This window comes from Acinetobacter sp. V110_1 (assembly GCF_031798975.1).
Taxonomy (GTDB): domain Bacteria; phylum Pseudomonadota; class Gammaproteobacteria; order Pseudomonadales; family Moraxellaceae; genus Acinetobacter; species Acinetobacter nosocomialis_A.
The window spans coordinates 803226-825880 of sequence record NZ_JAVQNN010000030.1; the positions used below are offsets into that span (position 1 = coordinate 803226).

The following is a 22655-nucleotide window of genomic DNA, read 5'->3' on the forward strand; positions in this document are numbered from 1 at the left end:
TTCTTCTAATTCTCTTCTTACCTGATCTAATTGTTGTTACTGCAACTACTTTTCCAAACGACTTATTTTGTGTTGTTTTACTCTTTATATACCCTATTTCTTCTGCACAGCGTCCACACAAAAGTCAGCAATTTGTTTTGAAAAATAGTCTTTGTGTGCGTGATCAAACTTTGTATTTTGAGCTGGGTCTAGGGGTTCAACCACCACATAAGTCATAGCACCGACTACACAAAGTGCTGCTGTGTTTAAATCATCCAAGACAAACTCACCACTTGCATTTCCATCCGCAAGTATTTTTTTAATACTTTGTTTAATCAATTGCTTCACACGAAAACGCTCATGTTCAACCGTTGAATCGACGGGTTCAAACATGAGTGAATACGCAAGCTGAGGACTATTCAGTGCCCGTTTTACAAAGGTAGCCACCGCCTTGTGTAATTTCTGCTTTGCCGATAAGTCACTTTCGGTAATCGAATCGATGACCAATAGCTCTGTATTAATGGCATCAGACAAAACCTCTATTAGCACTTGGCTTTTATTATCGAAGTAGCGATAAACCAGTCCACTAGATACACCCGCTTGCTCTGCAATTGTTTGTATTTGTGCGTCCTTAAATCCTCCTTCTGAAATTATTTTTCTGGCTGAATTCAAAATCGATTTACGATTTTGCTCCATCCGCTCCTGCATTAAAGATGATCGTTTATAGCTCATAATTTATTCTCTAACAAATAAAATGAATTGTAAATCATTTTATGAATCTGTATTCACTTTTTCAAAAAATCATTGTATGGTAATTATCAAATACCCACAAAATATTTTATGGACAACAAATATAACCAATAGGATGAAAATATCATGAACCTACGCAGCTTGAATTTCGGTCTAGATGAAACTTTAATTGCGCTTCAAGATTCGGTAGCCGCATTTTGTGCAAAGGAAATTGCACCAATGGCCCAACAAGTTGATCAAGACAACAAATTCCCTGCACATCTCTGGAAAAAATTCGGAGATATGGGCCTTTTAGGCATGACAGTTTCTGAAGAATATGGCGGTGCCAATATGGGTTATTTAGCTCATATTATTGCTATGCAAGAAATTTCTCGTGCTTCGGCAGCCATTGGTCTTTCTTATGGAGCTCATTCTAATTTATGTGTAAACCAAATTAACCGTAACGGTAACGAACAGCAAAAACAAAAGTATTTACCAAAATTGATTTCTGGTGAATATGTGGGTGCCCTTGCGATGTCTGAACCCAATGCAGGTTCTGATGTGGTCAGCATGAAATTACGTGCTGAACAAAAAGGTGATCACTACGTTTTAAATGGTTCAAAAATGTGGATCACTAACGGCGGTGATGCAGATGTACTCGTAGTTTACGCTAAAACTGATCCGCAAGCTGGTGCGAAAGGCATGACCGCTTTCTTAATTGAAAAAGACATGAAAGGCTTTAGTCACGGTAACCATTTAGACAAACTCGGTATGCGTGGCTCTAACACTTACCCTCTGTTCTTTGACAATGTAGAAGTACCTGCTGAAAACGTACTCGGCGGCGTGGGTAACGGTACAAAAGTACTGATGAGTGGTTTGGACTATGAACGTGCAGTTTTAAGTGCTGGCCCTTTAGGCATTATGGATGCCTGTCTGGATGTGGTAATTCCTTATTTACATCAACGCGAACAGTTTGGTCAGGCTTTAGGTGAATTCCAACTTATGCAAGGCAAACTTGCAGATATGTATTCAACTTGGTTGGCATGTAAAGCGCTCGTTTATGCTGTTGGTGCTGCCTGTGACAAAGCTGACCATGACCGCAGTTTACGCAAAGATGCCGCAAGTGCCATTTTATATGCTGCTGAAAAAGCAACATGGATGGCTGGTGAAGCAATTCAAACTTTAGGCGGTAATGGTTATATCAATGAATTCCCTGCTGGCCGTTTATGGCGCGATGCAAAACTTTATGAAATTGGTGCAGGAACTTCTGAAATTCGCCGCATGCTGATTGGCCGCGAACTTTTTAATGAAACCAAATAATAATTATAAATAAGGACGCATCTTATGAACCAATTACAAAGCAAGATTAATGTTCGAAGCGAAGACTTCAAAACAAACCAGCAAGCCATGCAAACATTGGTCACAGATCTCAAACAAGTTGCCCAGCGTATTGCTTTAGGCGGTGGTGAAAATGCCCGTCAAAAACATTTGGCTCGAGGTAAACTTTTACCCCGTGAACGTATTGATCAACTCATTGATGTCGGTACGGCATTTTTAGAAATCGGTCAATTGGCAGCGTACAACGTTTATGAAGATGATGTTCCTGCCGCAGGTGTGATCGCTGGTATTGGTCAAGTCAACGGCATCACTTGCATGATCGTTGCCAACGATGCAACAGTTAAAGGCGGAACGTATTATCCCCTTACAGTTAAAAAGCATTTACGCGCACAAGAAATTGCTGAACAAAATCACCTGCCTTGTATTTATTTGGTAGATTCAGGCGGTGCTTATTTACCAATGCAAGATGAAGTTTTCCCAGACCGTGATCACTTCGGGCGTATTTTCTATAATCAAGCACGTATGTCGAGCCTAGGTATTGCTCAAATTGCTGTAGTGATGGGGAGCTGCACCGCAGGTGGTGCTTATGTTCCGGCCATGTCTGATGAAACGATTATTGTACGTAATCAAGGTACGATTTTCTTAGGCGGCCCTCCTCTAGTAAAAGCTGCAACTGGCGAAGTGGTGAGTAGTGAAGACTTAGGCGGTGGTGATGTCCACACACGTCTTTCGGGTGTAGCTGACCATTTAGCTGAAAATGATGAACATGCAATTGCGATTGCACGAAACATTGTCGCTAACCTTAATAAAAAGCCAAATGACTTAAATAAACAAGTCGATGAGCCTCTATTTGATGCATCGGAACTCTATGGCGTGGTGCCAAGTGATGCGCGTAAGCCTTTTGATGTACGTGAAGTGATTGCCCGTATTGTAGATGGCTCTCGTTTTGATGAGTTTAAAGCACGCTTTGGCTCAACACTTATTACTGGTTTTGCTTCACTCTATGGTATGCCAGTTGGCATTATTGCCAATAACGGAATTTTATTTTCCGAGTCCGCACAAAAAGGCGCGCATTTTATTGAGCTATGCACACAGCGCAATATTCCATTGTTATTCCTACAAAACATTACGGGCTTTATGGTTGGCCGCCAGTATGAAAATGAAGGAATTGCTAAAAACGGCGCCAAATTGGTTATGGCAGTTGCCACCGCAAATGTACCAAAACTCACTTTGATTATTGGTGGTTCTTTTGGTGCAGGTAACTACGGTATGTGTGGACGTGCTTACTCACCACGCTTTTTATGGACTTGGCCAAACTCTCGTATTTCAGTGATGGGCGGCGAACAAGCCGCAAGTGTACTCTCGACTTTAAAACGTGATCAAATTGAGCAAAAAGGTGCCGAGTGGTCAGCTCAACAAGAAGATGAATTTAAACAACCGATTCGTGAACAATATGAACGTCAAGGCCATCCGTACTATGCTTCTGCTCGTCTTTGGGATGACGGTGTAATCGACCCAGCTCAAACTCGCCAAGTACTCGGTTTAAGTCTTGCAGCTGCTATGAATGCTCCAATCCAGCCAACCAAATTTGGCGTGTTCCGCATGTAAGAGGTGTATATGAGCTATCAATTTTTACAACTCGAACAACAAGGTCAGGTTGCCTATGTTTGGCTGAACCGCCCTGAACTACACAATGCTTTTAATACGACAGTTATTGAAGAGCTGCATGCTTGCTTTAAGCAAATCAATACACGTGATGATGTTCGTGTAGTGGTTCTAGCAGGTCGCGGCAAAAGCTTTTCGGCAGGTGCCGACCTCAACTGGATGAAACAGGCAGGTCAGGCATCTTCAGCAGAAAATGAAGCAGATGCATTAAAACTTGCGCAAATGTTGGATGCACTTGCAACACTTAAACAACCGACTATTGCTCGTGTACATGGCATTGCCTTTGGTGGCGGTATGGGTTTGGCGTCGGCATGCGATATTTGCATTGCCAGCACGGATGCCAAGTTTGCAACATCGGAGGTTCGTTTAGGGCTTGCTCCATCTACCATTAGTCCCTATGTAATTCGTGCAATTGGCGCAAGACAAGCCTCTCGTTACTTCTTAACTGCCGAGCGAATTTCAGCACGTGATGCCAAACAGATTGGCTTGGCACATGAAGTTGCAGATGCTGAAGACTTAGATAAAAAAGTTCAAGAAATTGTTGATGCTCTATTACTCGGTGGCCCGCATGCTCAAGCGGCCTCAAAACAACTCATTCAAATGGTGAGCAACCAGACCATGAGTAATGACTTGCTGCAACAGACAGCACATCATATTGCTCAAGTTCGTCAAGGTAGTGAGGCAAAAGAAGGTCTGAGTGCCTTTTTAAATAAACAGCAGCCTGCTTGGGTTTCTAACTCGGATAACAACAATTAAGGACGATCATCATGTTTGAAAAGATTTTAATTGCGAACCGTGGCGAGATTGCCTGCCGTGTGATTCGTACAGCTAAAAAGTTAGGTATTGCAACGGTTGCCGTTTACTCAGATGCAGACGCAAATGCACAACATGTCAAACTTGCAGATGAAGCGGTTTATATTGGTCAGTCCCCTGCAACGCAAAGTTATTTACAGGTTGATCGAATTATTCAAGCTGCCATTGATACAGGTAGCCAAGCGGTTCACCCAGGCTATGGCTTCCTTTCTGAAAATGACCAGTTTGCACTCGCTTGCCAACAACACAACATCTGCTTTATTGGCCCGCCAGTGGATGCCATTTTAGCGATGGGCTTAAAAGCGACCTCTAAAGCTTTAATGGAAAAAGCAGGTGTTCCTTTAACACCGGGTTATCATGGAACCAACCAAGATGCCGACTTTTTAAAACAACAGGCAGACCGAATTGGCTATCCTGTTTTGATTAAAGCCAGTGCGGGCGGCGGTGGTAAAGGCATGAGTCTGGTGGAACGCAGTGAAGACTTTTTGCATGCCTTAGCTTCGTGTAAACGTGAAGCTAAATCGAGCTTTGGTAATGATGATGTCTTGATTGAGCGTTATGTAATTCAACCTCGCCATATTGAAGTCCAAGTTTTTGGCGATACACATGGCAACTATGTACATTTGTTTGAACGTGATTGTTCCGTACAACGCCGTCACCAAAAAGTGCTAGAAGAAGCCCCTGCTCCACAAATGCCAAGCGAAAAGCTCGATGCAATGCGCCAAGCTGCAATCGATGCTGCACGCGCTGTAGACTATGTCGGTGCCGGTACGGTTGAGTTTATTGTAGAACAAGACGGTACAGCGTATTTCATGGAAATGAATACACGCTTACAAGTCGAGCACCCCGTTACTGAAATGATTACAGGTGAAGACTTGGTCGAGTGGCAACTTCGTGTGGCTTATGGTGAACCTTTACCTAAACTACAAAACGAATTGCAAATTCACGGCCATGCGCTTGAAGCACGTATTTACGCCGAAGAACCAGAAAAAGGCTTTTTACCTGCAATCGGTAAAATTGACTATTTGCACTATCCAACTCAAAACCAATATGTGCGTGTAGACAGCGGTATTGTTGAAGGTGATGAAATCACGACGTATTACGACCCAATGATTGCCAAACTGATCGTATGGGGTAAAAACCGTGAAGCTGCGCTCATTCAAATGCAGCATGCCTTAAGCCAATTCCATGTCGATGGTTTAGGCAACAACATTGCTTTTCTTGAAAAAATTGTTCGTAGCGAATCGTTTAAACAAGCCAAGCTTGATACTAACCTGATTCAACGTGAACAAAACTTCTTGTTTAGCCCTGAAGATATCAAACCTGAACTTGTAGTTGCAGCAGCATTTATTGAATTTCTAAGTAAACTTAATAACAACAGTTCAAGCCAAAAACAGCTTTGGCAGGCTCAACCACTTTGGCGTTTAAATATTGCCTATCAGCACAGTATTAAACTGAATTATTTAAACCAAAATATCCAAATCAAATTTGCCTCAAATGAAGGTGGCTTCACCGCGGAATATAATGGTCAAAGCTACCCGATTTCAGGTCAATTGATTGATGCACATACTGCCTCTGTTCAAATTGATGGGACTCAGCAAAAGCTGTCTTTTAACCAAAGTCAGCAAGGCATTACCTTATTCCAAAATGGACAAAGCTCTAAGTTTGCTTATATTCGCCAAGATTTTAATCAAGCAGATAGCCAAGCCGATGAAGGCCACCTAAAAGCACCAATGCCGGGTGTGGTCACGCAAGTGCTAGTAAGTGCAAATCATAGCGTGAAGAAAGACGATATTTTAATGACGCTTGAAGCAATGAAAATGGAATATACAATCCGTGCTCCTAAAGACGGCTTGATTGTAGACGCCTATTTCCAAGTCGGTGATCAGGTCAAAGCTGGCGATGAACTTGTGGAATTTCAGCCTGCTCAGGAGGAAGTTGCATGAGTGAGTTTGTCAAAATCGTGGAGGTCGGTCCCAGAGACGGCCTCCAAAACGAAAAACAGGCTTTAACGGTCGAACAACGCTTAAACTTTATTAATGACCTGATTAATGCAGGTCTGAAATCGATTGAAGTCGGTTCATGTGTTTCAGCAAAATGGGTACCTCAAATGGCTCAAAGTGACGAGCTATTTAAGCAACTCCCCCAAACAAGCGATGTGCAGTTTAGTCTGCTCACGCCCAATATCAAAGGTTTTGACACAGCTCAAGCAGTAGGATGCAAAGAGGTTGCAGTGTTTACCGCAGCTTCTGAGAGTTTTACTCGTAAAAATATTAACTGCTCAATCGACGAGAGCTTTGAGAAATTTAGCGATGTCATGAGTGCAGCAAAAGCCCATAACATTCGTGTGCGCGGTTATGTCTCTTGTATAGTCGATTGTCCTTATGAAGGCGCAATTGCCCCTGAACAAGTGGTAAAAGTTGTTAAACGACTCTATGACATGGGCTGCTATGAAGTATCTTTAGGTGAAACCATTGGCACCGCAACACCAGATCGCGTTCAAAAGGTTTGGCAAGCCTGCCTTACGGAACTCGACAGCAAGGTTTTGGCAGGACATTTCCACAATACTTACGGCATGGCGATTGCCAATATTTATCAGTCTTTACAGCAAGGCATTCGTGTTTTTGACTCGTCTCTTGCAGGACTCGGCGGTTGCCCTTATGCCAAAGGAGCTTCGGGTAATATATCGACCGAAGATCTGTTTTATTTGCTGTCGCACATGGGGTTTGAAACTGGCATCAACTTAGAAAAACTGATGCAAGCCAGCCAAAATATTAGCAATGTATTAAACCGAAAAAGCTTGTCGAATTATGCAAATGCTTATTGGCAAACTAAGTGCGCGTAGTCATAAATTAAAATAGCACAGCATCTGGTATAAAGCTTAATATTAGGCGAAGTACCAGATCATCCTATCTCATCTTTATCTCATTTCGTTCAGGAATTGGGACTGAATCTCTCATACAATTTTTTTAAAATTTATCATTTATCTGTGTATTAAATGCCTCTCTCAACAGAAGCATTTTCTACCCTATTTTTATTCTAAATCCGTATTATTGTTCATCCTTTTCTATCTTAGTCCTTAAAAAATTTATCTCATTATTTATAAAAATAAGATGCATCCATTTCAATTCTTGGGGAAATATATTCTTCCACCCAATCTAACCATGCACGCGTTTTAGCATCAATAAAATGGCGTGAAGGCAATAAGGTATAAACTCCTATATCAGGCGAACGCCACTCTGGCAAGATATGACATAATCTTCCATTCTGAACTGCATCTAAAGCCGAAAACATCGGCAATAACGCCACGCCCATATCTTGTTGCACCACATCCAACAATAACTCAGGGTTATCTGCAATGAGTTGCCCGCCAGTATCAATTTGGTAAGACTCACCCTTTGCATTTAACAAGTGCCAATCTGGTGTAATAGATGGGTTTACTAAGCGTAAACAAGCATGGTTTTTTAAGTCTTCTGGGGACTTCGGCACACCATGTTTTTCTAGATATGCAGGTGATGCACATAAAACAGAAAAAATGGTCCCAATTCTGCGTGCAACAAACCGAGAATCTGTTAATGATTCAGTCAGATAAAGACTGACATCCACCCCTTTTGCCAATAGGTCTGGAACGTACTGTGAAGTCGTATATTCCACGGTTAGTTCAGGGTAATGCTTACAAAACTCGGCCATTACTGGAAAAACATAATGATGCCCAAAGCTTCCCATACTTAATACGCGTAAACGCCCTTTGGGTTTAGATGCCGTTCCTGTTACTTCTGATTCTGCTTCATCCACCATTGAAATGACTTGGCGACAGCGCTCTGCATAAGTCGCACCAATATCGGTCAGTGCCTGCTGGCGCGTTGAGCGTTGTATGAGTTTTGTACCTAAGCGTGTTTCTAGCTCGCTGATAAGACGTGAAACCTGTGCTGTGGTCAGATCCATCTGCTCAGCTGCTGCTGTGAAACTCCCGCTATCAATCACTTTCAGGAATGCATGCATTGCATGCAATAGTCCACCATCGAGATTTTTGCGCATAACGTAAATATGTTTTCCTAAATTACGGATTGTTGCACCAGTTTAGTTCAACCACAATGACTAAATGTACATACATTGGCACTAATTCTTTTTAAGAAGAGGAACCGATCTTTTTTTATTTCGTATGTCACTTGCTCCAAATATTCAACTGGATGTTGAAAAAAGAAAGTAGTCCGAGCTACTAAAAATTCTAAGGAGATATAAATGAATATAGCTACAAAAGTCACTCCAAATATTATTGCAACAAAGGATGTGTCACTTGAAGATAAATATGTAAGTGATAACGGTACAGCATATATGACTGGCATTCAGGCACTTGTTCGGTTGCCTCTTGCCCAAACTCGCCGTGACGCGATCAATGGTTATCATACTGCTGGTTTTATTTCTGGTTATCGCGGTTCTCCTGTTGGTAACTATGATAGTTTCCTTTGGCAAGTTCAAGGATTACTTAAATCCCATAATGTTGTATTTCAACCTGGTGTAAACGAAGACTTGGCTGCTACCGCAATTTGGGGTACGCAACAAGTTAACCTTTCAGGCCAAGGCAAATATGATGGAGTGTCTTCATGGTGGTATGGTAAAGGCCCGGGTGTTGACCGTTCAGGCGATGTACTCCGCCATGCTAACTTAGCTGGTACCTCTGAACGTGGTGGTGTCGTTGCTTTATTTGGTGATGACCACTCATGTAAATCTTCTACAATCCCTCACCAGTCTGAACATGTCATGATTGGTTGCGGTATTCCAATTTTCTACCCAACATCCGTTCAACAAATTTTAGACTTTGGTGTTCACGCCATTGCAGTTTCACGTTTTTCTGGCCTTTGGTCTTCAATGAAGCTGGTTAGTGAAATTGTAGAAACTTCTGCTTCTGTACATGTTGACCTAGACCGTGTTACTCCGGTTATACCAGAAGATGTCAATTTCCCAGAGGGTGGCGTCAATATTCGTTGGCCAGATCATGGCATTCAGCAAGAAGAACGCCTTTATAAATATCGCTTACCTGCTGTTTTGGCTTATGCCCGCGCGAATAAAATCAACACCGTTACATGGCCTTGTGAAAATGCCCGTATTGGTATTGCCGCAAGTGGTAAAGGTTATTTAGATACGATTGAAGCCTTACGCATTTTAGGGATTGAAGACGAAACTGCCCAACAACTTGGGCTACGTGTTTATCAAGTTGGTCTGATTTGGCCTTTAGAACCACAAGGTGTTCGTGAGTTTGCCGAAGGTTTACAAGAACTGATCGTTATTGAAGAAAAACGTCCAATTATTGAAACACAAATTAAAGATGAGCTGTACTCACTGCCTGATGGCAAACGCCCACATGTGATTGGTAAAGCAACTGATGGCAAAGGTGAATGGAGTACCTCTATTGAAGAAGCACCGCTCATTGGTCACTATGAGTACCAGCCTGAACCTATTGCAAAAATGCTGGCTGCTCGCTTCTTAAAACTCGATATTCCAGAAAGCCTAAAAGTACAAATCCAAAGTAGAATCGACTTACTGCTAAAAGCAGAGCAAGAATCAAAACGTGTTATTGATCTTGCTGAACGTAAACCATATTTCTGTAGTGGTTGCCCACATAACTCATCAACCGTAGTTCCTGAAGGTAGCCGTGCACTTGGTGGTATTGGTTGTCACTATATTGCAGTTTCACTTGACCGTGGTACCGAAACATTCTCGCAAATGGGCGGTGAAGGTGTAAGTTGGGTGGGTGCATCACCATTTACCAATGAAAAACATATTTTTGCGAACCTTGGTGACGGAACTTACTTCCACTCTGGTTACTTAGCAATTCGTCAGTCTATCGCTGCAAAAATCAATATTACCTACAAAATCCTCTACAATGATGCGGTCGCTATGACAGGTGGTCAGCATGTAGATGGTCATTTGAGCGTTGCGCAGTTAACTCGTCAGCTTGCTGCTGAAGGTATAAAAAAACAAGTCATCGTGACTGATGAAGTTAAACTACTAAACGAAGAAGACGGCATTGCACCGGGTGTCGAAATTCGCCACCGTAATGAACTCGATACAGTTCAACGCGAGCTCCGTGAAGTTACAGGTGTCACCGCTTTAATTTATGTACAAACCTGTGCCAGCGAAAAACGCCGTCGCCGTAAACGTGATGCCTACCCTGACCCTGCTGAGCGTTTATACATTAACAGTGATATTTGCGAGGGCTGTGGCGACTGTTCGAAAAAATCAAACTGCTTATCGATTGAGCCAGTAGAGACTGCTTTAGGGACTAAACGTCAAATTAACCAAAGTAGCTGTAATAAAGACTTCACTTGTGCAGAAGGGTTCTGCCCTAGTTTTGTGACTGTTCATACACGTGATATGAAACGTCCTGCTAAATTTGAAGGTATTAGTGCAGGCTGGCCAACATCACCAGTTATTCCTCAGTTATACGATGTTCCAAGTCGTATTATGGTTGGTGGTATTGGCGGTACAGGTGTTGTGACTATTGGTGCACTTCTTGGTATGGCAGCTCACCTCGAAGGTAAAGCAACACGTGTTATGGACATGGCTGGTCTTGCTCAAAAAGGTGGTACGGTTTATTCATACGTTCAACTTGCAGCAACTGATGAGCAAATTTCTTCTACCAAAATTCCGGCAGGTCAATGTGAATTACTCATTGGTGCAGATGCTGTAGTGGCTGGTGGTAGCGCTGCTCTCTCTCGCTTAAAAGATGATGCTTTGGTTATTGTGAATGAAGACAGTACCCCTACTTCTGAGTTTATTAAATCTCGTGACTGGTATGCGCCTATTAGCGATTTAATTGATCGCCTCCGTGGTCGTGTTCATCAAGGTCAACTGGTTTCTCTGCCAGCGGCTCGCATTGCAACACAACTGTTAGGTGATTCAATTTATACCAACCAGTTATTACTCGGTATGGCATGGCAATCTGGTCGCATTCCATTACTGCGTGAAAGCATTGAAAAAGCAATTCGCTTAAATGGTACTGCTGTTGAAAAGAACATCGAAGCTTTCCGCGTGGGTTGTCATCTTGCAAGTGACCCGACTTTAGCTTCTCGTTTACTTGCGGCAATGCCAAAAACTAAAACACCACAAACTTTGGCTGAACTTGTTGAAGACCGTTCTGCTCGTCTAACAGACTACTGGAATGAAGCTTATGCAGCTAAATACCGCACTCTTGTAGAATTGGCAGCTAAAAAGTTACCTGAAGAATTAACAGGTACCATTGCAACTCAGCTTTATAGAGTTATGGCGTATAAAGATGAATATGAAGTTGCACGTCTACTAACAGGTAAAAGCTTCAAAGAATCAATTGAAACCCAATTCGGTAAAGGCTTACGTTTAACCTATCATCTTGCTCCGCCAGCGTTACTTGGTGGTCTGAAAAATGTCCGTAAACGTGCGTTTGGTTACTGGATGCGCTTCCCAATGATGATGCTTGCTCGCTTACAATGGCTTCGTGAAACTTTCCTTGACCCATTTGCACGTCAAGAAGAACGTCAACACGAACAAGCATGGCGTGATCGTTACATCGCATTTGTTGAAGCACTTGTTGAAGCACCAGACAATCATAACTTGGCAGTTGCTGAACAAATTGCAAAATTACCAGCAGAAGTTCGCGGTTATGGCCATATCAAAATGAAAGCAATGGATGCTGCAAAACAGCGTTGGGATGAACTTACACCAACACTCATTAAACTTCGTAGCTAAGAAATTGCTTAGAATTTAAATCTGAAAATAAAAAAGTCATCCTTAGGGATGACTTTTTTATTGGCTTAAAATTTATTTAGCCATTTTACGTAACGTCAAAATCTGCTCACTTCGTCCAAATGGACCATACACGTCATGTAAAACCGCACTGGTTAAACCAATACCATCTGAGCCATATTGCTGAACGGTTTCCAGACCTAACCATTTACCTTGCGGATAACGGTGCATGTGAACTTGCAAATCAAGATTTGGGAAGCCCCACGTAAATTCGCCTTCTTGTCTTGGCACAATCCCGTTTGCGGTATCGATCATGCCAATCAAATGGGCAAAATCTGTCGTCGGCTGCCCTTCAACCATTTCGTTATCGTTATTGAGCCAAACAATGCCTTTACCTGCGCGATGCTGATCATCCGTTTTAGTCACGAGTGTCTGAATAAAACCACCCGGCCATCTTTTCATACCGGTCCATTCTGTAAAGGTATCTGGATGATGAACTGGTTGATCTTCAAGTCCAGCAATATCGGAACTGTCTTGAGTGCACATTCGCCACGCTCTAGCCACAATGCAGGTTTTACCTTGTGCTTGTAGTTCTGCTTCAATCAATTCAATGGTTTTACCGGCACGAATCACATGTGTCTTAATCGTAAATTCACCAAATGCAATCAATCCAAAAATATCAAAACTAATTCGACCAATTCGCATATCTTGTCGTGGTGAAAATTGCTCTAACTCTGCTGCGATTACGCCACTTGCAGGTGCCATGTGCTGTTCATGAGGGTTCCAAGCCCCTTGTGCATGGACAGTTGAGCAATAATGAGCAATAACTTCACCTTGAGGACCAATTGTTCTATTCAGTAATTGATAATAAGCATTCATGATTTTCTTTCCGTAGTCCTTATCCAACATCAATATTTGATGAAAATTCACATTTTAATGCTTATGTTAACCCTCTATTTCTTTGGCTCAACTGGTTTTTCCTACCAAAAACTCATGAGTCTAAAATTACAAATTTAATCACTAGGTAAAATTTCGCATGTCAATTTCACCCAGTGATTCTAGATATTACGATTCATTAAAATGCAAAAGCATCTTGATCGAGTTCCATGATCGATTCAGCGCCAGACTCAATAGAAGCAGCATGGCTCTGTGTACGATGCAAAAGTTTTTGGTAGAAAAACTTAGCTGTTGTTAACTTTGCTTTATAAAAAGCTTCCTCTTGTGTACCTGCCTCTAATTTTTCATGGGCAACTTGTGCCATTCGAGCCCACAAATAAGCGAACACGACGTAACTAGAAAAATAAAGATAATCTACTGAAGCTGCACCTATTTCTTCTAGGTTGTGCTTAGCTTTCTCTGCAATAGTTTTGGTTAGTGACAACCATTGTTGCTTAAGCTCAGCTAATTTTTCTAGATAAGATTTCAAGGCTTCATTTGATTGATGTTGACCAATAAATTCATCAATTAGATCGGTCATATTCTTTAGAAGTTTGCCTTCTGACTTTAGAACTTTACGTGCAAGTAGATCTAAAGACTGGATTTCGGTCGTTCCCTCATACAATGTTGAGATACGCGCATCACGTACAATTTGCTCCATACCATGCTCAACAATAAAGCCATGACCGCCAAATACTTGAACACCATGCTTTGCAGATTCATTGCCTGATTCGGTTAAAAAAGCTTTAGCAATTGGCGTTAAAAAAGCCAGTAATTCATCAGAGTGTTTTTGCTGTTCCTGATCATTTGAACTTTCGACAATATCGACATGCTGAGCTAAAAAATAAGCCAGTGCACGGCCACCTTCAGAAAAAGATTTTTGTGTCATTAACATTGAACGTACAGCGGGATGCACAATAATTGGGTCGGCATTTTTCTCAGGATATTGAGGACCTGATAACGATCGCATAGCGAGACGCTCTTTGGCATAACTTAATGCGCCTTGAAATGAAATTTCAGAAGCAGCGAGCCCTTGTACGGCTGTTCCAATACGTGCGGTATTCATAAAGGTAAACATACAATTGAGCCCGCGATTTTCCGGACCAATCAAATAACCTTTCGCGCCATCAAAATTCAGTACACATGTGGCATTGCCATGAATCCCCATTTTATGTTCAATCGCACTACAAACGACTTTATTACGGTCCATCACCTGACCGTCATCACTCACATTAAATTTAGACACAATAAATAAAGAAATACCTTTGGTCCCTGCTGGTGCCTGAGGCAAACGGGCTAAAACAATATGAATAATATTTTCAGAAAGATCATGTTCACCTGCTGAAATAAAAATCTTTTCGCCTGTAATCGAGTAACTACCATCCGGATTTGGCTCTGCTTTTGTTCTAATTAACCCAAGGTCTGAGCCTGCATGTGATTCGGTTAAACACATGGTTCCAGTCCAAACACCGCTAATGAGTTTAGTCAAAAACTTCTGTTTTTGTTGCTCGGTCCCATGGTGCTCAATTGTTCTCATTGCACCATGAGACAACCCCGGATACATTGCCCACGCCCAATTGGAACCACATAACATTTCAGAAATCGCAATCCGCAGCAATGTTGGTAAGCCTTGCCCACCATATTCCGGATCGGCGGTTAATGAAGTAAACCCAAGCTCGGCATATTTTTGGTAGGCTTCTTTAAAACCTTTAGGGGTTGTCACCACACCTTGATTTAAATGGCATCCTTCCTGATCGCCATTTTGATTTATGGGCGCCAATTCATTTTCACAAAAATCTGCTGCTGCCTCTAAGTATTGATCAATTAATTCTCGATTTACGCTTTCCTGATATTTGCTTAAACCTTGATAGTTCTGTTCTGTTTGAAGCATTTCATGCAGTACAAATTGCATATCGCGTAATGGAGCTTTGTATAAAGGCATAGTTTTTTCCTTTCACCTCTCTGCCTGTGTTATGGGCAGATATCGTTTTTCCTTAAAATGGACTTTTATTGTTTCAATCTCATCAAAATATCAAAAAATTTCTTATAGCAAAATATATTTTCACTAATTTAATAAAATTATCATAACTTAACCATAGGGATAAAATATAAATATATGTTTTAAATACATATATAAGATAAAAAGTTATTAGTTTCACTTTAAATAGAATAAATTTATATTTTGTATTGCAAAATTTTATTCCGTAAAAATTCAATTTATAGTATGGTTAATAGACTGCTTAATCATCCAAGGACGATTTATGGAAAGCCCGAAATACACAGGTCTTGAGTTTTTAACCGCTTTAAAAAATGGTGAAGTTTTACCATCACCTATGGCTCACACCATACCGATGGAGCTCGTTGAAGTTTCCGAAGGTAAAGCAACTTATAAAGTTACCCCTCGAAAAGAACATAGAAATATACAAGGCGGTGTACACGGCGGCTTTTGCGCCACAGCTTTAGATACAGCAACAGGCAGCGCAGCTCATACCCTACTTGAACATGGTGTGGGTTATGGAACTATTGATTTAAATGTAAAAATGATTCGTCCTATGCAGGTTGATACGTCTTACTATGCGATAGCCGAGTTGATTAATGCGGGCCGTAATATTATTAGTAGCCAAGGTAAAATCGTAGATGAAAACGGCAAGGTGTATGCTTTTGCTTCGGCAACCTTAATGATTATTCGCAAATAATAAAATATCTAAGCTCCTGTTTAGGGAGCTTTTTCTTGTTTTGCAATCTTGCCCATTTCATAAAAATCTAAGCGATCAATCATAAAACTTAATATTGCCATCGCTAAACCTAAAGCAGCACATGCTTCCCATCCCCAGTGTTTCCATGCATACACCGCAATAAAAGAACCCAAGGCGGCTCCTCCAAAATATAAGGTCATATAAATTGAATTAATACGAGAACGAGCCTCGGCCGAAATTCGGTAGACCAGATTTTGGTTGAGTACATGAAATGCCGATAAACCAAAATACGCCATAACAACCCCTACAGCGTAGGCAACCAGAGACTGCTGCGCAAAAAATAGCGGTATCCATGCACTTATTAATAGGCCCATGCAAATCACTGCAATTTCATTCTCAAGCCCTGCCGCAATTTTCTTACCAGCCCAAGGGGTCGCAAACACACCTGCCAGTCCAACAATCCCAAATAAACCAATCTGGAAATCGTTAAAGTGATAAGGCTCATTCGCCAAAATAAAAGTCATGGTGGTAAAAATAAGAGCCAAAATTCCAAAGCCAATTCCCCCTGCCAAACCACGTCGTAATAAATGCGGCTGGTGAACAGCTAATGAAAATAATGAACCATAAATCTGTAGAATATTGAGTTGGTGAGACTTACGCGCAACTGGCAACTTCACCCACATTACCCAAGCAAACACCAAAATGACAATTCCACTAATTAAATAAACCGCATGCCAAGACCAAACTGTAGAAAGTAATCCTGCAATAGAACGCGCCAATAATATTCCCAAAAACAAACCACTCATGAGAGTGCCTACAACTTGAGGGCTTTTTTTCGGGCTAGCTAGACCTGCGGCGAAAGGAACTAAAACTTGAGTTGCAATCGAAAAGAATGTGGCTAAAAAGGTAAAGCCATATAAAGCTGGCAAGGTTTGACTTAAGGATAATCCTACTTGAGCAAGGCCGGTACAACACATGAGCAAGCAAATATAACTACGTTTTTCAAAGAAGTCGCCTAAAGGAACTAATATAAAAAGGCCAACTGCATATGACAGTTGGCTAATCACAATAGTTAAAGCAACTTGATCAGCATTAACTTTTAATGCTTCAGCAATCGAATAGATTAAGGGCTGGTTATAATAGTTTGAACCCGCACAAATTCCACATGTCATTGCCATGATAAAAATAAAGCTTTTTGACAGTATATTTTCTGCATTGGGCTCAACTATTTTTTCCATTTTTAATTACGCCCTATTTTAAAATTTATACATCGATACAAAATTTACACGTGATACATCAGCGGTTCTGCCGTCAAACACTTCTCGTTTGCCTTGGTGATATTCCATCCCAATATCCATTTGCTCAATCGGTGAATAAAAGACGTTAGCTGCGTAGTCCGTTAAGCGTTTGTTGGCATCTGGGTTGAGTTTGGCATAAGCAGTGTCGTCATCATAATCAAACATTGAAGCCGATAAGTTTGCACGCCATTGCTCATTGAATTTATATGAATAACCAATATTGATGCTATTCAACTTATTCATAACCAAATCTGTTTTTTCTTCGTTTAAAGAGAAATCACCCGCGGCATTTAAATTTGTTGAATTTGCCAAACCACTTTGGGTGGTGTACGGCATAAATTTTTGATCACCAACAATATATTGATAATTTGCTTGTACCGATTGTTGTGGTGTGAGTTGATATTTTAAGCCGCCTCCAGCGCCCCAGCTTACTTTCTTCACCGTGGCAGTTGCGACATCTGTAGACTTTTCATTAATAAAGCCTTGAACAAGTGCCGTTAAAGGGCCTTGTTTAAAGCTATAGCGCCCCGTTAAAGTTGGAAATGCCGAGACTCTCGAACCTGTATATTCCAAGGCTACTTTTAAATCATTATTGGCATCAATTTTCCAGTCATAGCGAATTTGAGGAGTACGCGTATAAGAGGTTCCCACAAATTGCGTGTAATCGACAGCTTCTGTACGAGTTTCCATGTTAGACATGAGTGACCATGTTTGACCAAAGGTCCAATCTTTATAGGTAAAAAATGCATGACGGATACGGAATTTACCATCTCCCGTTCCCATGTTAGAGCTATCAAAGAAATCGGCTTCAATATTTCCCGTCACAGCTTTATTTGGGCTATTAAAATAAACACCGAGTCGACTGGCATTAATCATGGCATCAGAGCGCGCATGATTTGAACGCTTTTCACTTTCAAAAGGTGTTCGGTACAGACTGCTGGTTGTTCTACCGCCCGAGTCAGGTGATGATTTAAAATCAACCGCTGCATCAACACGGGCAATACCGTAAACCTTCACATTATCTGTCCAAGTGACCCATGAAGGAGCAACAGGCTTTTCTGTTACCGTTGCTTTAGTTTTTTCAATGTTCTCTTCAATTTTTACCTGTTTGACCTGTAAATTATTTTGAGTTTGTTTCTGAGCAGCAAGTTCTGCTTTTAATTTTTGCAGCTCGGTTTCTAGCAAATTAATTCTTTGTTCTGTCGTATCTGAAGAATTTGCAAAAATAGTCCCTGAAGCCGCAGCGCAAGCTGCAGCTAAAATTAATTTTTTCATCTTTTAATCCTTAAAGAAGCATTTTTTCCGTGTGTAATTTAGGCTACACGTGCATCGATTAGTTCACAGTCAGTGACCGCTTGTAATTCATCAAAACTAAGACCTTCCACCATTTCTGTGACATAAGCTTTTTGGTCTTTGAGTTCAATAATGCATAAATCGGTATAAATACGGTTTACACATTGCTCACCCGTCATTGGATAGCTCAGTTCTTTTACAATTTTGGACTCACCTTTTTTAGTGACATGTTCCATATAGACATAAATCGTTTTTGCGCCGACCGCCAAATCCATAGCACCGCCGACTGCTGGTACATCATCTGCTTTACCAGTATGCCAGTTTGCCAAATCTCCATTTATAGCAACTTGGAATGCACCAATTACGCAAATGTCCAGATGGCCGCCACGCATAATGTCAAACGAGTCACCATGATGCATAAAACAACCACCGTCTAACAAAGTCACAAGTTCTTTTCCGGCATTAACCAAATCTTGATCTTCCTCACCAGGTTGTGGCGGTGGCCCAAAAGCCAAGACACCATTTTCTGAATGTAAAAAGATTTCTTTGTCTTTGGGCAAAAATTTAGCAACGTTGGTCGGTAAGCCAATCCCTAAATTGACATAAGAACCTTCAGGAATGTCATTGGCAATGAGCTTGGCAATATCTTCACGAGAACGCTTTTGAACTGACATTAGATATCTCCTACTTTTACAACGTGCTGAACAAAAATTCCCGGTGTAATAATGCACTCTGGGTCAAGCGTTCCTAACTCTACGGTGTCATTCACTTGAACAATCGTAGTCTTAGCGGCTTTTGCCATGATTGGGCCAAAGTTGCGGGCTGCTTTACGGTAAGTTAAATTGCCCCAGCGGTCGGCTTCATGGGCATAGATCAATGCAAAATCAGCTTCAAGTGGATATTCAAGTACATAATTTTTACCGTTAATGGTGCGGGTTTCTTTGCCTTCGGCAATTTTAGTGCCATAACCAGTCGGAGTAAAAATAGCACCGAGACCCGCACCTGCTGCCTGAATACGACATGCCAAATTACCTTGCGGAACCAGTTCCAACTCGATTTTTCCAGCTCGATATAAGTCTTGAAAAACAGTTGATCCAGCAGATTTCGGAAATGAACAAATCATTTTTTTAACGCAACCCGCAATAATCAGATTTGTTAAACCACGGTCACCCGAAGCTGCATTATTGTTTACAATGGTGAGTTCTTTTTTTCCCAAATCGATTAAGGCTTCAATTAACTCAGCAGGTTGCCCCGTCACACCAAACCCGCCTGTCATGATGGTTGCTCCATCAGGAATAGCTTTTAAAATCGGTTCAATGTCACTGGTGATTTTATTTATCATCTCACTTGTCCCTTTTCATCCTTAATTTAAGGTGACAGATTGATCTGTCACTCTGCCTTTTGCGGGTTAAATAGTCGGTCTTTAATAAATAACAATGGAATTACCCCGCAGATAAAATAAGCTGCAGCCATCACCAAGAGTCCTAAACCAATAGAACCGTTTTGCGATAGATAACCAATTGTTAATGGAGAGAAAATTGAAAGCACTTTGCCAATGTTATAAGCACCACCCACTGCCGAGCCTCGAATAGAAGTCGGGAAACTTTCTGTCATATAGGTGGCATTAATTGCGTATGGAATACCGTAAAGGAAACCGAAGAACAGCATCATCCACAAAATATTCGTAGGCGTATTTAAATAGACAATGACCGGAATAAATAAAGCTGTGCCAATGGTTCCGAAAGCGAATACAGCGCGGCGCCCTAATTTGTCGGCAACGATCCCTGCAATCACTTTGGCAAACATCATAATCAGGAAAGTACCGACCATATACATGGCCATTTCTTTAAACTTGATGCCTAGATCAGACTCTAAATAAGCCGGTAACCAGTTACTTACGCCGTAATAACCAAACTGCAATGCACCAGTACTAATAATCCAAAGCACAAACATGGTGCCATGTTTCTTATCTCTTAAAATCTCAAGATATGGATTTTGGCGTTTTTTAGGTTGGTTACTTTGAGCGACTTCTAGCGCTTTTAATTGACGCGCTTTTTTCCAAGACTCAGGTTCAGGTACGCAAAAGTGCATCAAAACTGACAACACCACAGGCGCAATTGCAATCCAGTAAAGGAAACGCCAGCCATGTTCAGGAATAATATGTCCAGCTAATAAGGTCGCGAGTAAAGAACCTAAGGTGTACCCCGTCATGAGAGTAGCTAAAACAGTCGAGCGATGTTTGGTTGGCACCATTTCAGACATTAAGATATTACAGGCAATATAAAGTGCGCCTAAACCCATCGCTCCAAATGTTCTTAAAACTGCAAATTGCATATAAGAATCAGTAAAACCCAGCGCACTGGTTAAAACTGAAGAATAAGCAATAAAGAACACAATAATGCGAACTCGCCCAAAACGGTCACACGCCCAGCCACCAATCAGACCACCCACTGCCGATCCAAAAAGCGTTAAACTGCCTAACGTTCCGGCTTGTACACCGGTTAAATGAAATTCTGTTTTAAGACTGGTCAGGCTCAATGCCAAAAAACCTAAGTCTGCCCCATCACACAACAATGTTAAAAAAGCGAATATAAATGCGGTAATCCAAATCTTTTTTGGTGTCTGGATAGCTTCACTGCTAGCCATATTTTGGGTAACTGTTTCTGTTGTCATGTCCATATCCTCAGAAGGAACATGAGGCATCCAATGCCTCATGGCATTTGTTTTTTATTAGGCTGTAGCTTCCCTAATCATGTTTTTGGCAATAATAATTTGTTGAACTTGCGTGGTTCCTTCATATAAACGGAACAAACGCACATCGCGATAAAAACGCTCGATGGCATATTCACTGATATAGCCCGCACCACCGTGAATCTGTACACAGCGGTCAGCAACACGTCCGCACATTTCAGTCGCAAACATTTTTGCGCAAGATGCTTCTGTACTAATGTTTTCGCCATTGTCACGGCGGCGAGCTGCATCTAGGACCATACATTTAGCTGCATAAATCTCGGCTTTTGAGTCAGCAAGCATGGCTTGAATCAACTGGAAGTTTGCAATAGGCTGACCGAACTGCTTACGCTCAATCGCATAGTGTAATGCGTCGTTTAACATGCGTTCGGCAACACCCACGCTATAGGCACCAATGTGTAAACGCCCTTTATCAAGCACTTTCATGGCCGTTTTAAAACCAACACCTTCTACGCCACCAATCAATGCAGAAGCAGGCACACGGCAATTTTCAAAAATCACATCACAAGTGTGCGAGCCTTTTTGCCCCATTTTTTGGTCAATTTTGCCCAACGTAATGCCAGGTGTATTCGCTTCGACTAAAAAAGCTGAAATGCCACCAGAGCCTTTAATTTCAGGATTGGTTCGAGCCATTACGGTGAAAGTTGCAGCATGGGGCGCATTGGTAATAAAACGTTTGGTGCCGTTTAATACATAAAAGTCGCCGTCTTTAACTGCGCTGGTTTTTAAAGAGGCAGCGTCAGAGCCAGATTCAGGCTCGGTTAAACAGAATGATCCAATAATTTCGCCACTTGCATAACGCGGTAAATATTTTTGCTTTTGCTCTTCTGTGCCATCAATCAAAATTGCACTTGAGCCAATACCGTTATTAGTCCCAATTAAAGAACGAAAAGCTGGTGAAGTTTGTCCAAGTTCAAATGCAACTCTGACTTCTTCTTCCATGGTGATGCCTAGGCCACCATATTCTTCGGGAATTGTGAGGCCGAATAAACCCAGCTCACGCATCTGCTGCACAATGTCATCTGGAATTTTGTCTTTCTCCACCACTTCGTTTTCACGAGGGATCAATTCATTTTTTACAAAATCTCGAATTGTTGAAAGTAACTGCTCCAACATCCCTTCATCACGGATCATCTGTGATCTCCCTTTTTATGTATTTCCATCGTACCCATCAGCCATCTCCAGCTAGGCTGGATACCATGTTTTAAATCTTGTTTACTGCGGATGTGTTTCATAGTACGAGAACAAAAATACAAATTTCAAGCTTTTTTGAAAATTAATTTCGTTTAACGAAATTTAAAATTAGACCATTACGCAATATCAATAACTTAGATATTTTAAAAGATAACAACTACGCTGTTAAAAGAAATAAGACTTGAAATAAATTCCAAAATAAGCATCATAAAAGGAATATAGTTTTGATGTGCGAAACAAG

General features: G+C 41.3%; 17 protein-coding genes. 7 read left to right on the plus strand and 10 right to left on the minus strand.

What is annotated here, in order from left to right:
- Positions 1 to 93: 93 nt before the first annotated feature.
- A complete protein-coding gene (locus RMA95_RS14780) occupies positions 94 to 711 on the minus strand; it encodes a TetR/AcrR family transcriptional regulator (protein ID WP_000120687.1) in 618 nt (205 codons plus the stop codon).
- 144 nt (positions 712 to 855) lie between these two features.
- On the opposite strand from RMA95_RS14780, the gene RMA95_RS14785 reads away from it, so the two are divergent.
- The 5 genes from RMA95_RS14785 to RMA95_RS14805 are packed head-to-tail and all read left to right on the plus strand — an operon-like array spanning position 856 to position 7369.
- A complete protein-coding gene (locus tag RMA95_RS14785) occupies positions 856 to 2028 on the plus strand; it encodes an isovaleryl-CoA dehydrogenase (RefSeq protein ID WP_311071572.1) in 1173 nt (390 codons plus the stop codon).
- Positions 2029 to 2052: 24 nt separating this feature from the next.
- Positions 2053 to 3654, plus strand: a complete 1602-nt coding sequence (locus RMA95_RS14790; RefSeq protein WP_009390945.1) for a carboxyl transferase domain-containing protein — start codon at positions 2053 to 2055, stop codon at positions 3652 to 3654.
- A 9-nt stretch (positions 3655 to 3663) separates the two neighbouring features.
- The gene (locus RMA95_RS14795; RefSeq protein WP_311071575.1) at positions 3664 to 4467 is read left to right on the plus strand and encodes an enoyl-CoA hydratase/isomerase family protein; all 804 of its coding nucleotides are present in this window, start codon (positions 3664 to 3666) and stop codon (positions 4465 to 4467) included.
- A gap of 11 nt (positions 4468 to 4478) precedes the next feature.
- The gene (locus RMA95_RS14800) at positions 4479 to 6470 is read left to right on the plus strand and encodes an acetyl/propionyl/methylcrotonyl-CoA carboxylase subunit alpha (RefSeq protein ID WP_311071577.1); all 1992 of its coding nucleotides are present in this window, start codon (positions 4479 to 4481) and stop codon (positions 6468 to 6470) included.
- Positions 6467 to 7369, plus strand: coding sequence for a hydroxymethylglutaryl-CoA lyase (locus tag RMA95_RS14805; RefSeq protein ID WP_311071579.1), 903 nt, complete (start codon positions 6467 to 6469; stop codon positions 7367 to 7369). The genes RMA95_RS14800 and RMA95_RS14805 overlap by 4 nt, the downstream gene beginning before the upstream one ends.
- A gap of 251 nt (positions 7370 to 7620) precedes the next feature.
- On the opposite strand, the gene RMA95_RS14810 is transcribed toward RMA95_RS14805, so the two are convergent.
- The gene (locus RMA95_RS14810; RefSeq protein WP_005304208.1) at positions 7621 to 8562 is read right to left on the minus strand and encodes a LysR family transcriptional regulator; all 942 of its coding nucleotides are present in this window, start codon (positions 8560 to 8562) and stop codon (positions 7621 to 7623) included.
- Between the two features lie 204 nt (positions 8563 to 8766).
- On the opposite strand from RMA95_RS14810, the gene RMA95_RS14815 reads away from it, so the two are divergent.
- Positions 8767 to 12249 carry an indolepyruvate ferredoxin oxidoreductase family protein gene (locus tag RMA95_RS14815; protein ID WP_311071581.1) on the plus strand — a complete coding sequence of 1161 codons (3483 nt, stop codon included), beginning with the start codon at positions 8767 to 8769 and terminating at the stop codon, positions 12247 to 12249.
- A gap of 72 nt (positions 12250 to 12321) precedes the next feature.
- On the opposite strand, the gene RMA95_RS14820 is transcribed toward RMA95_RS14815, so the two are convergent.
- Together RMA95_RS14820 and RMA95_RS14825 are read right to left on the minus strand one after the other, a co-directional pair.
- Positions 12322 to 13125 carry a thioesterase family protein gene (locus RMA95_RS14820; protein ID WP_311071583.1) on the minus strand — a complete coding sequence of 268 codons (804 nt, stop codon included), beginning with the start codon at positions 13123 to 13125 and terminating at the stop codon, positions 12322 to 12324.
- 196 nt (positions 13126 to 13321) lie between these two features.
- Positions 13322 to 15124: an acyl-CoA dehydrogenase C-terminal domain-containing protein gene (locus RMA95_RS14825; RefSeq protein ID WP_311071585.1), complete on the minus strand. Its 1803-nt coding sequence runs from the start codon at positions 15122 to 15124 to the stop codon at positions 13322 to 13324.
- A gap of 304 nt (positions 15125 to 15428) precedes the next feature.
- Here RMA95_RS14825 and RMA95_RS14830 point away from each other — a divergent pair, with 304 nt between their 5' ends.
- Positions 15429 to 15878, plus strand: a complete 450-nt coding sequence (locus RMA95_RS14830; RefSeq protein WP_311072302.1) for a PaaI family thioesterase — start codon at positions 15429 to 15431, stop codon at positions 15876 to 15878.
- A gap of 20 nt (positions 15879 to 15898) precedes the next feature.
- Here the strand turns inward: RMA95_RS14830 and RMA95_RS14835 are convergent, their stop codons facing one another.
- From RMA95_RS14835 to RMA95_RS14860, 6 genes are read right to left on the minus strand one after another with little or no spacing between them, the layout of a single operon-like run.
- Positions 15899 to 17116 (minus strand): MFS transporter, encoded by a 1218-nt coding sequence (locus RMA95_RS14835; protein WP_311071587.1) that lies wholly within the window; start codon positions 17114 to 17116, stop codon positions 15899 to 15901.
- An 18-nt stretch (positions 17117 to 17134) separates the two neighbouring features.
- Positions 17135 to 18451, minus strand: a complete 1317-nt coding sequence (gene dcaP, locus RMA95_RS14840; RefSeq protein ID WP_311071588.1) for an outer membrane trimeric porin-like protein DcaP — start codon at positions 18449 to 18451, stop codon at positions 17135 to 17137.
- A gap of 38 nt (positions 18452 to 18489) precedes the next feature.
- Positions 18490 to 19143: a 3-oxoacid CoA-transferase subunit B gene (locus RMA95_RS14845; RefSeq protein WP_311071590.1), complete on the minus strand. Its 654-nt coding sequence runs from the start codon at positions 19141 to 19143 to the stop codon at positions 18490 to 18492.
- Positions 19143 to 19811, minus strand: coding sequence for a 3-oxoacid CoA-transferase subunit A (locus RMA95_RS14850; RefSeq protein ID WP_311071592.1), 669 nt, complete (start codon positions 19809 to 19811; stop codon positions 19143 to 19145). The genes RMA95_RS14845 and RMA95_RS14850 overlap by 1 nt, the downstream gene beginning before the upstream one ends.
- Positions 19812 to 19858: 47 nt before the next feature.
- The gene (locus RMA95_RS14855) at positions 19859 to 21142 is read right to left on the minus strand and encodes an MFS transporter (RefSeq protein WP_311071594.1); all 1284 of its coding nucleotides are present in this window, start codon (positions 21140 to 21142) and stop codon (positions 19859 to 19861) included.
- 57 nt (positions 21143 to 21199) lie between these two features.
- Complete coding sequence (locus tag RMA95_RS14860) at positions 21200 to 22354, minus strand: acyl-CoA dehydrogenase family protein (protein WP_000617391.1); 1155 nt, start codon at positions 22352 to 22354, stop codon at positions 21200 to 21202.
- Positions 22355 to 22655 lie beyond the last annotated feature (301 nt).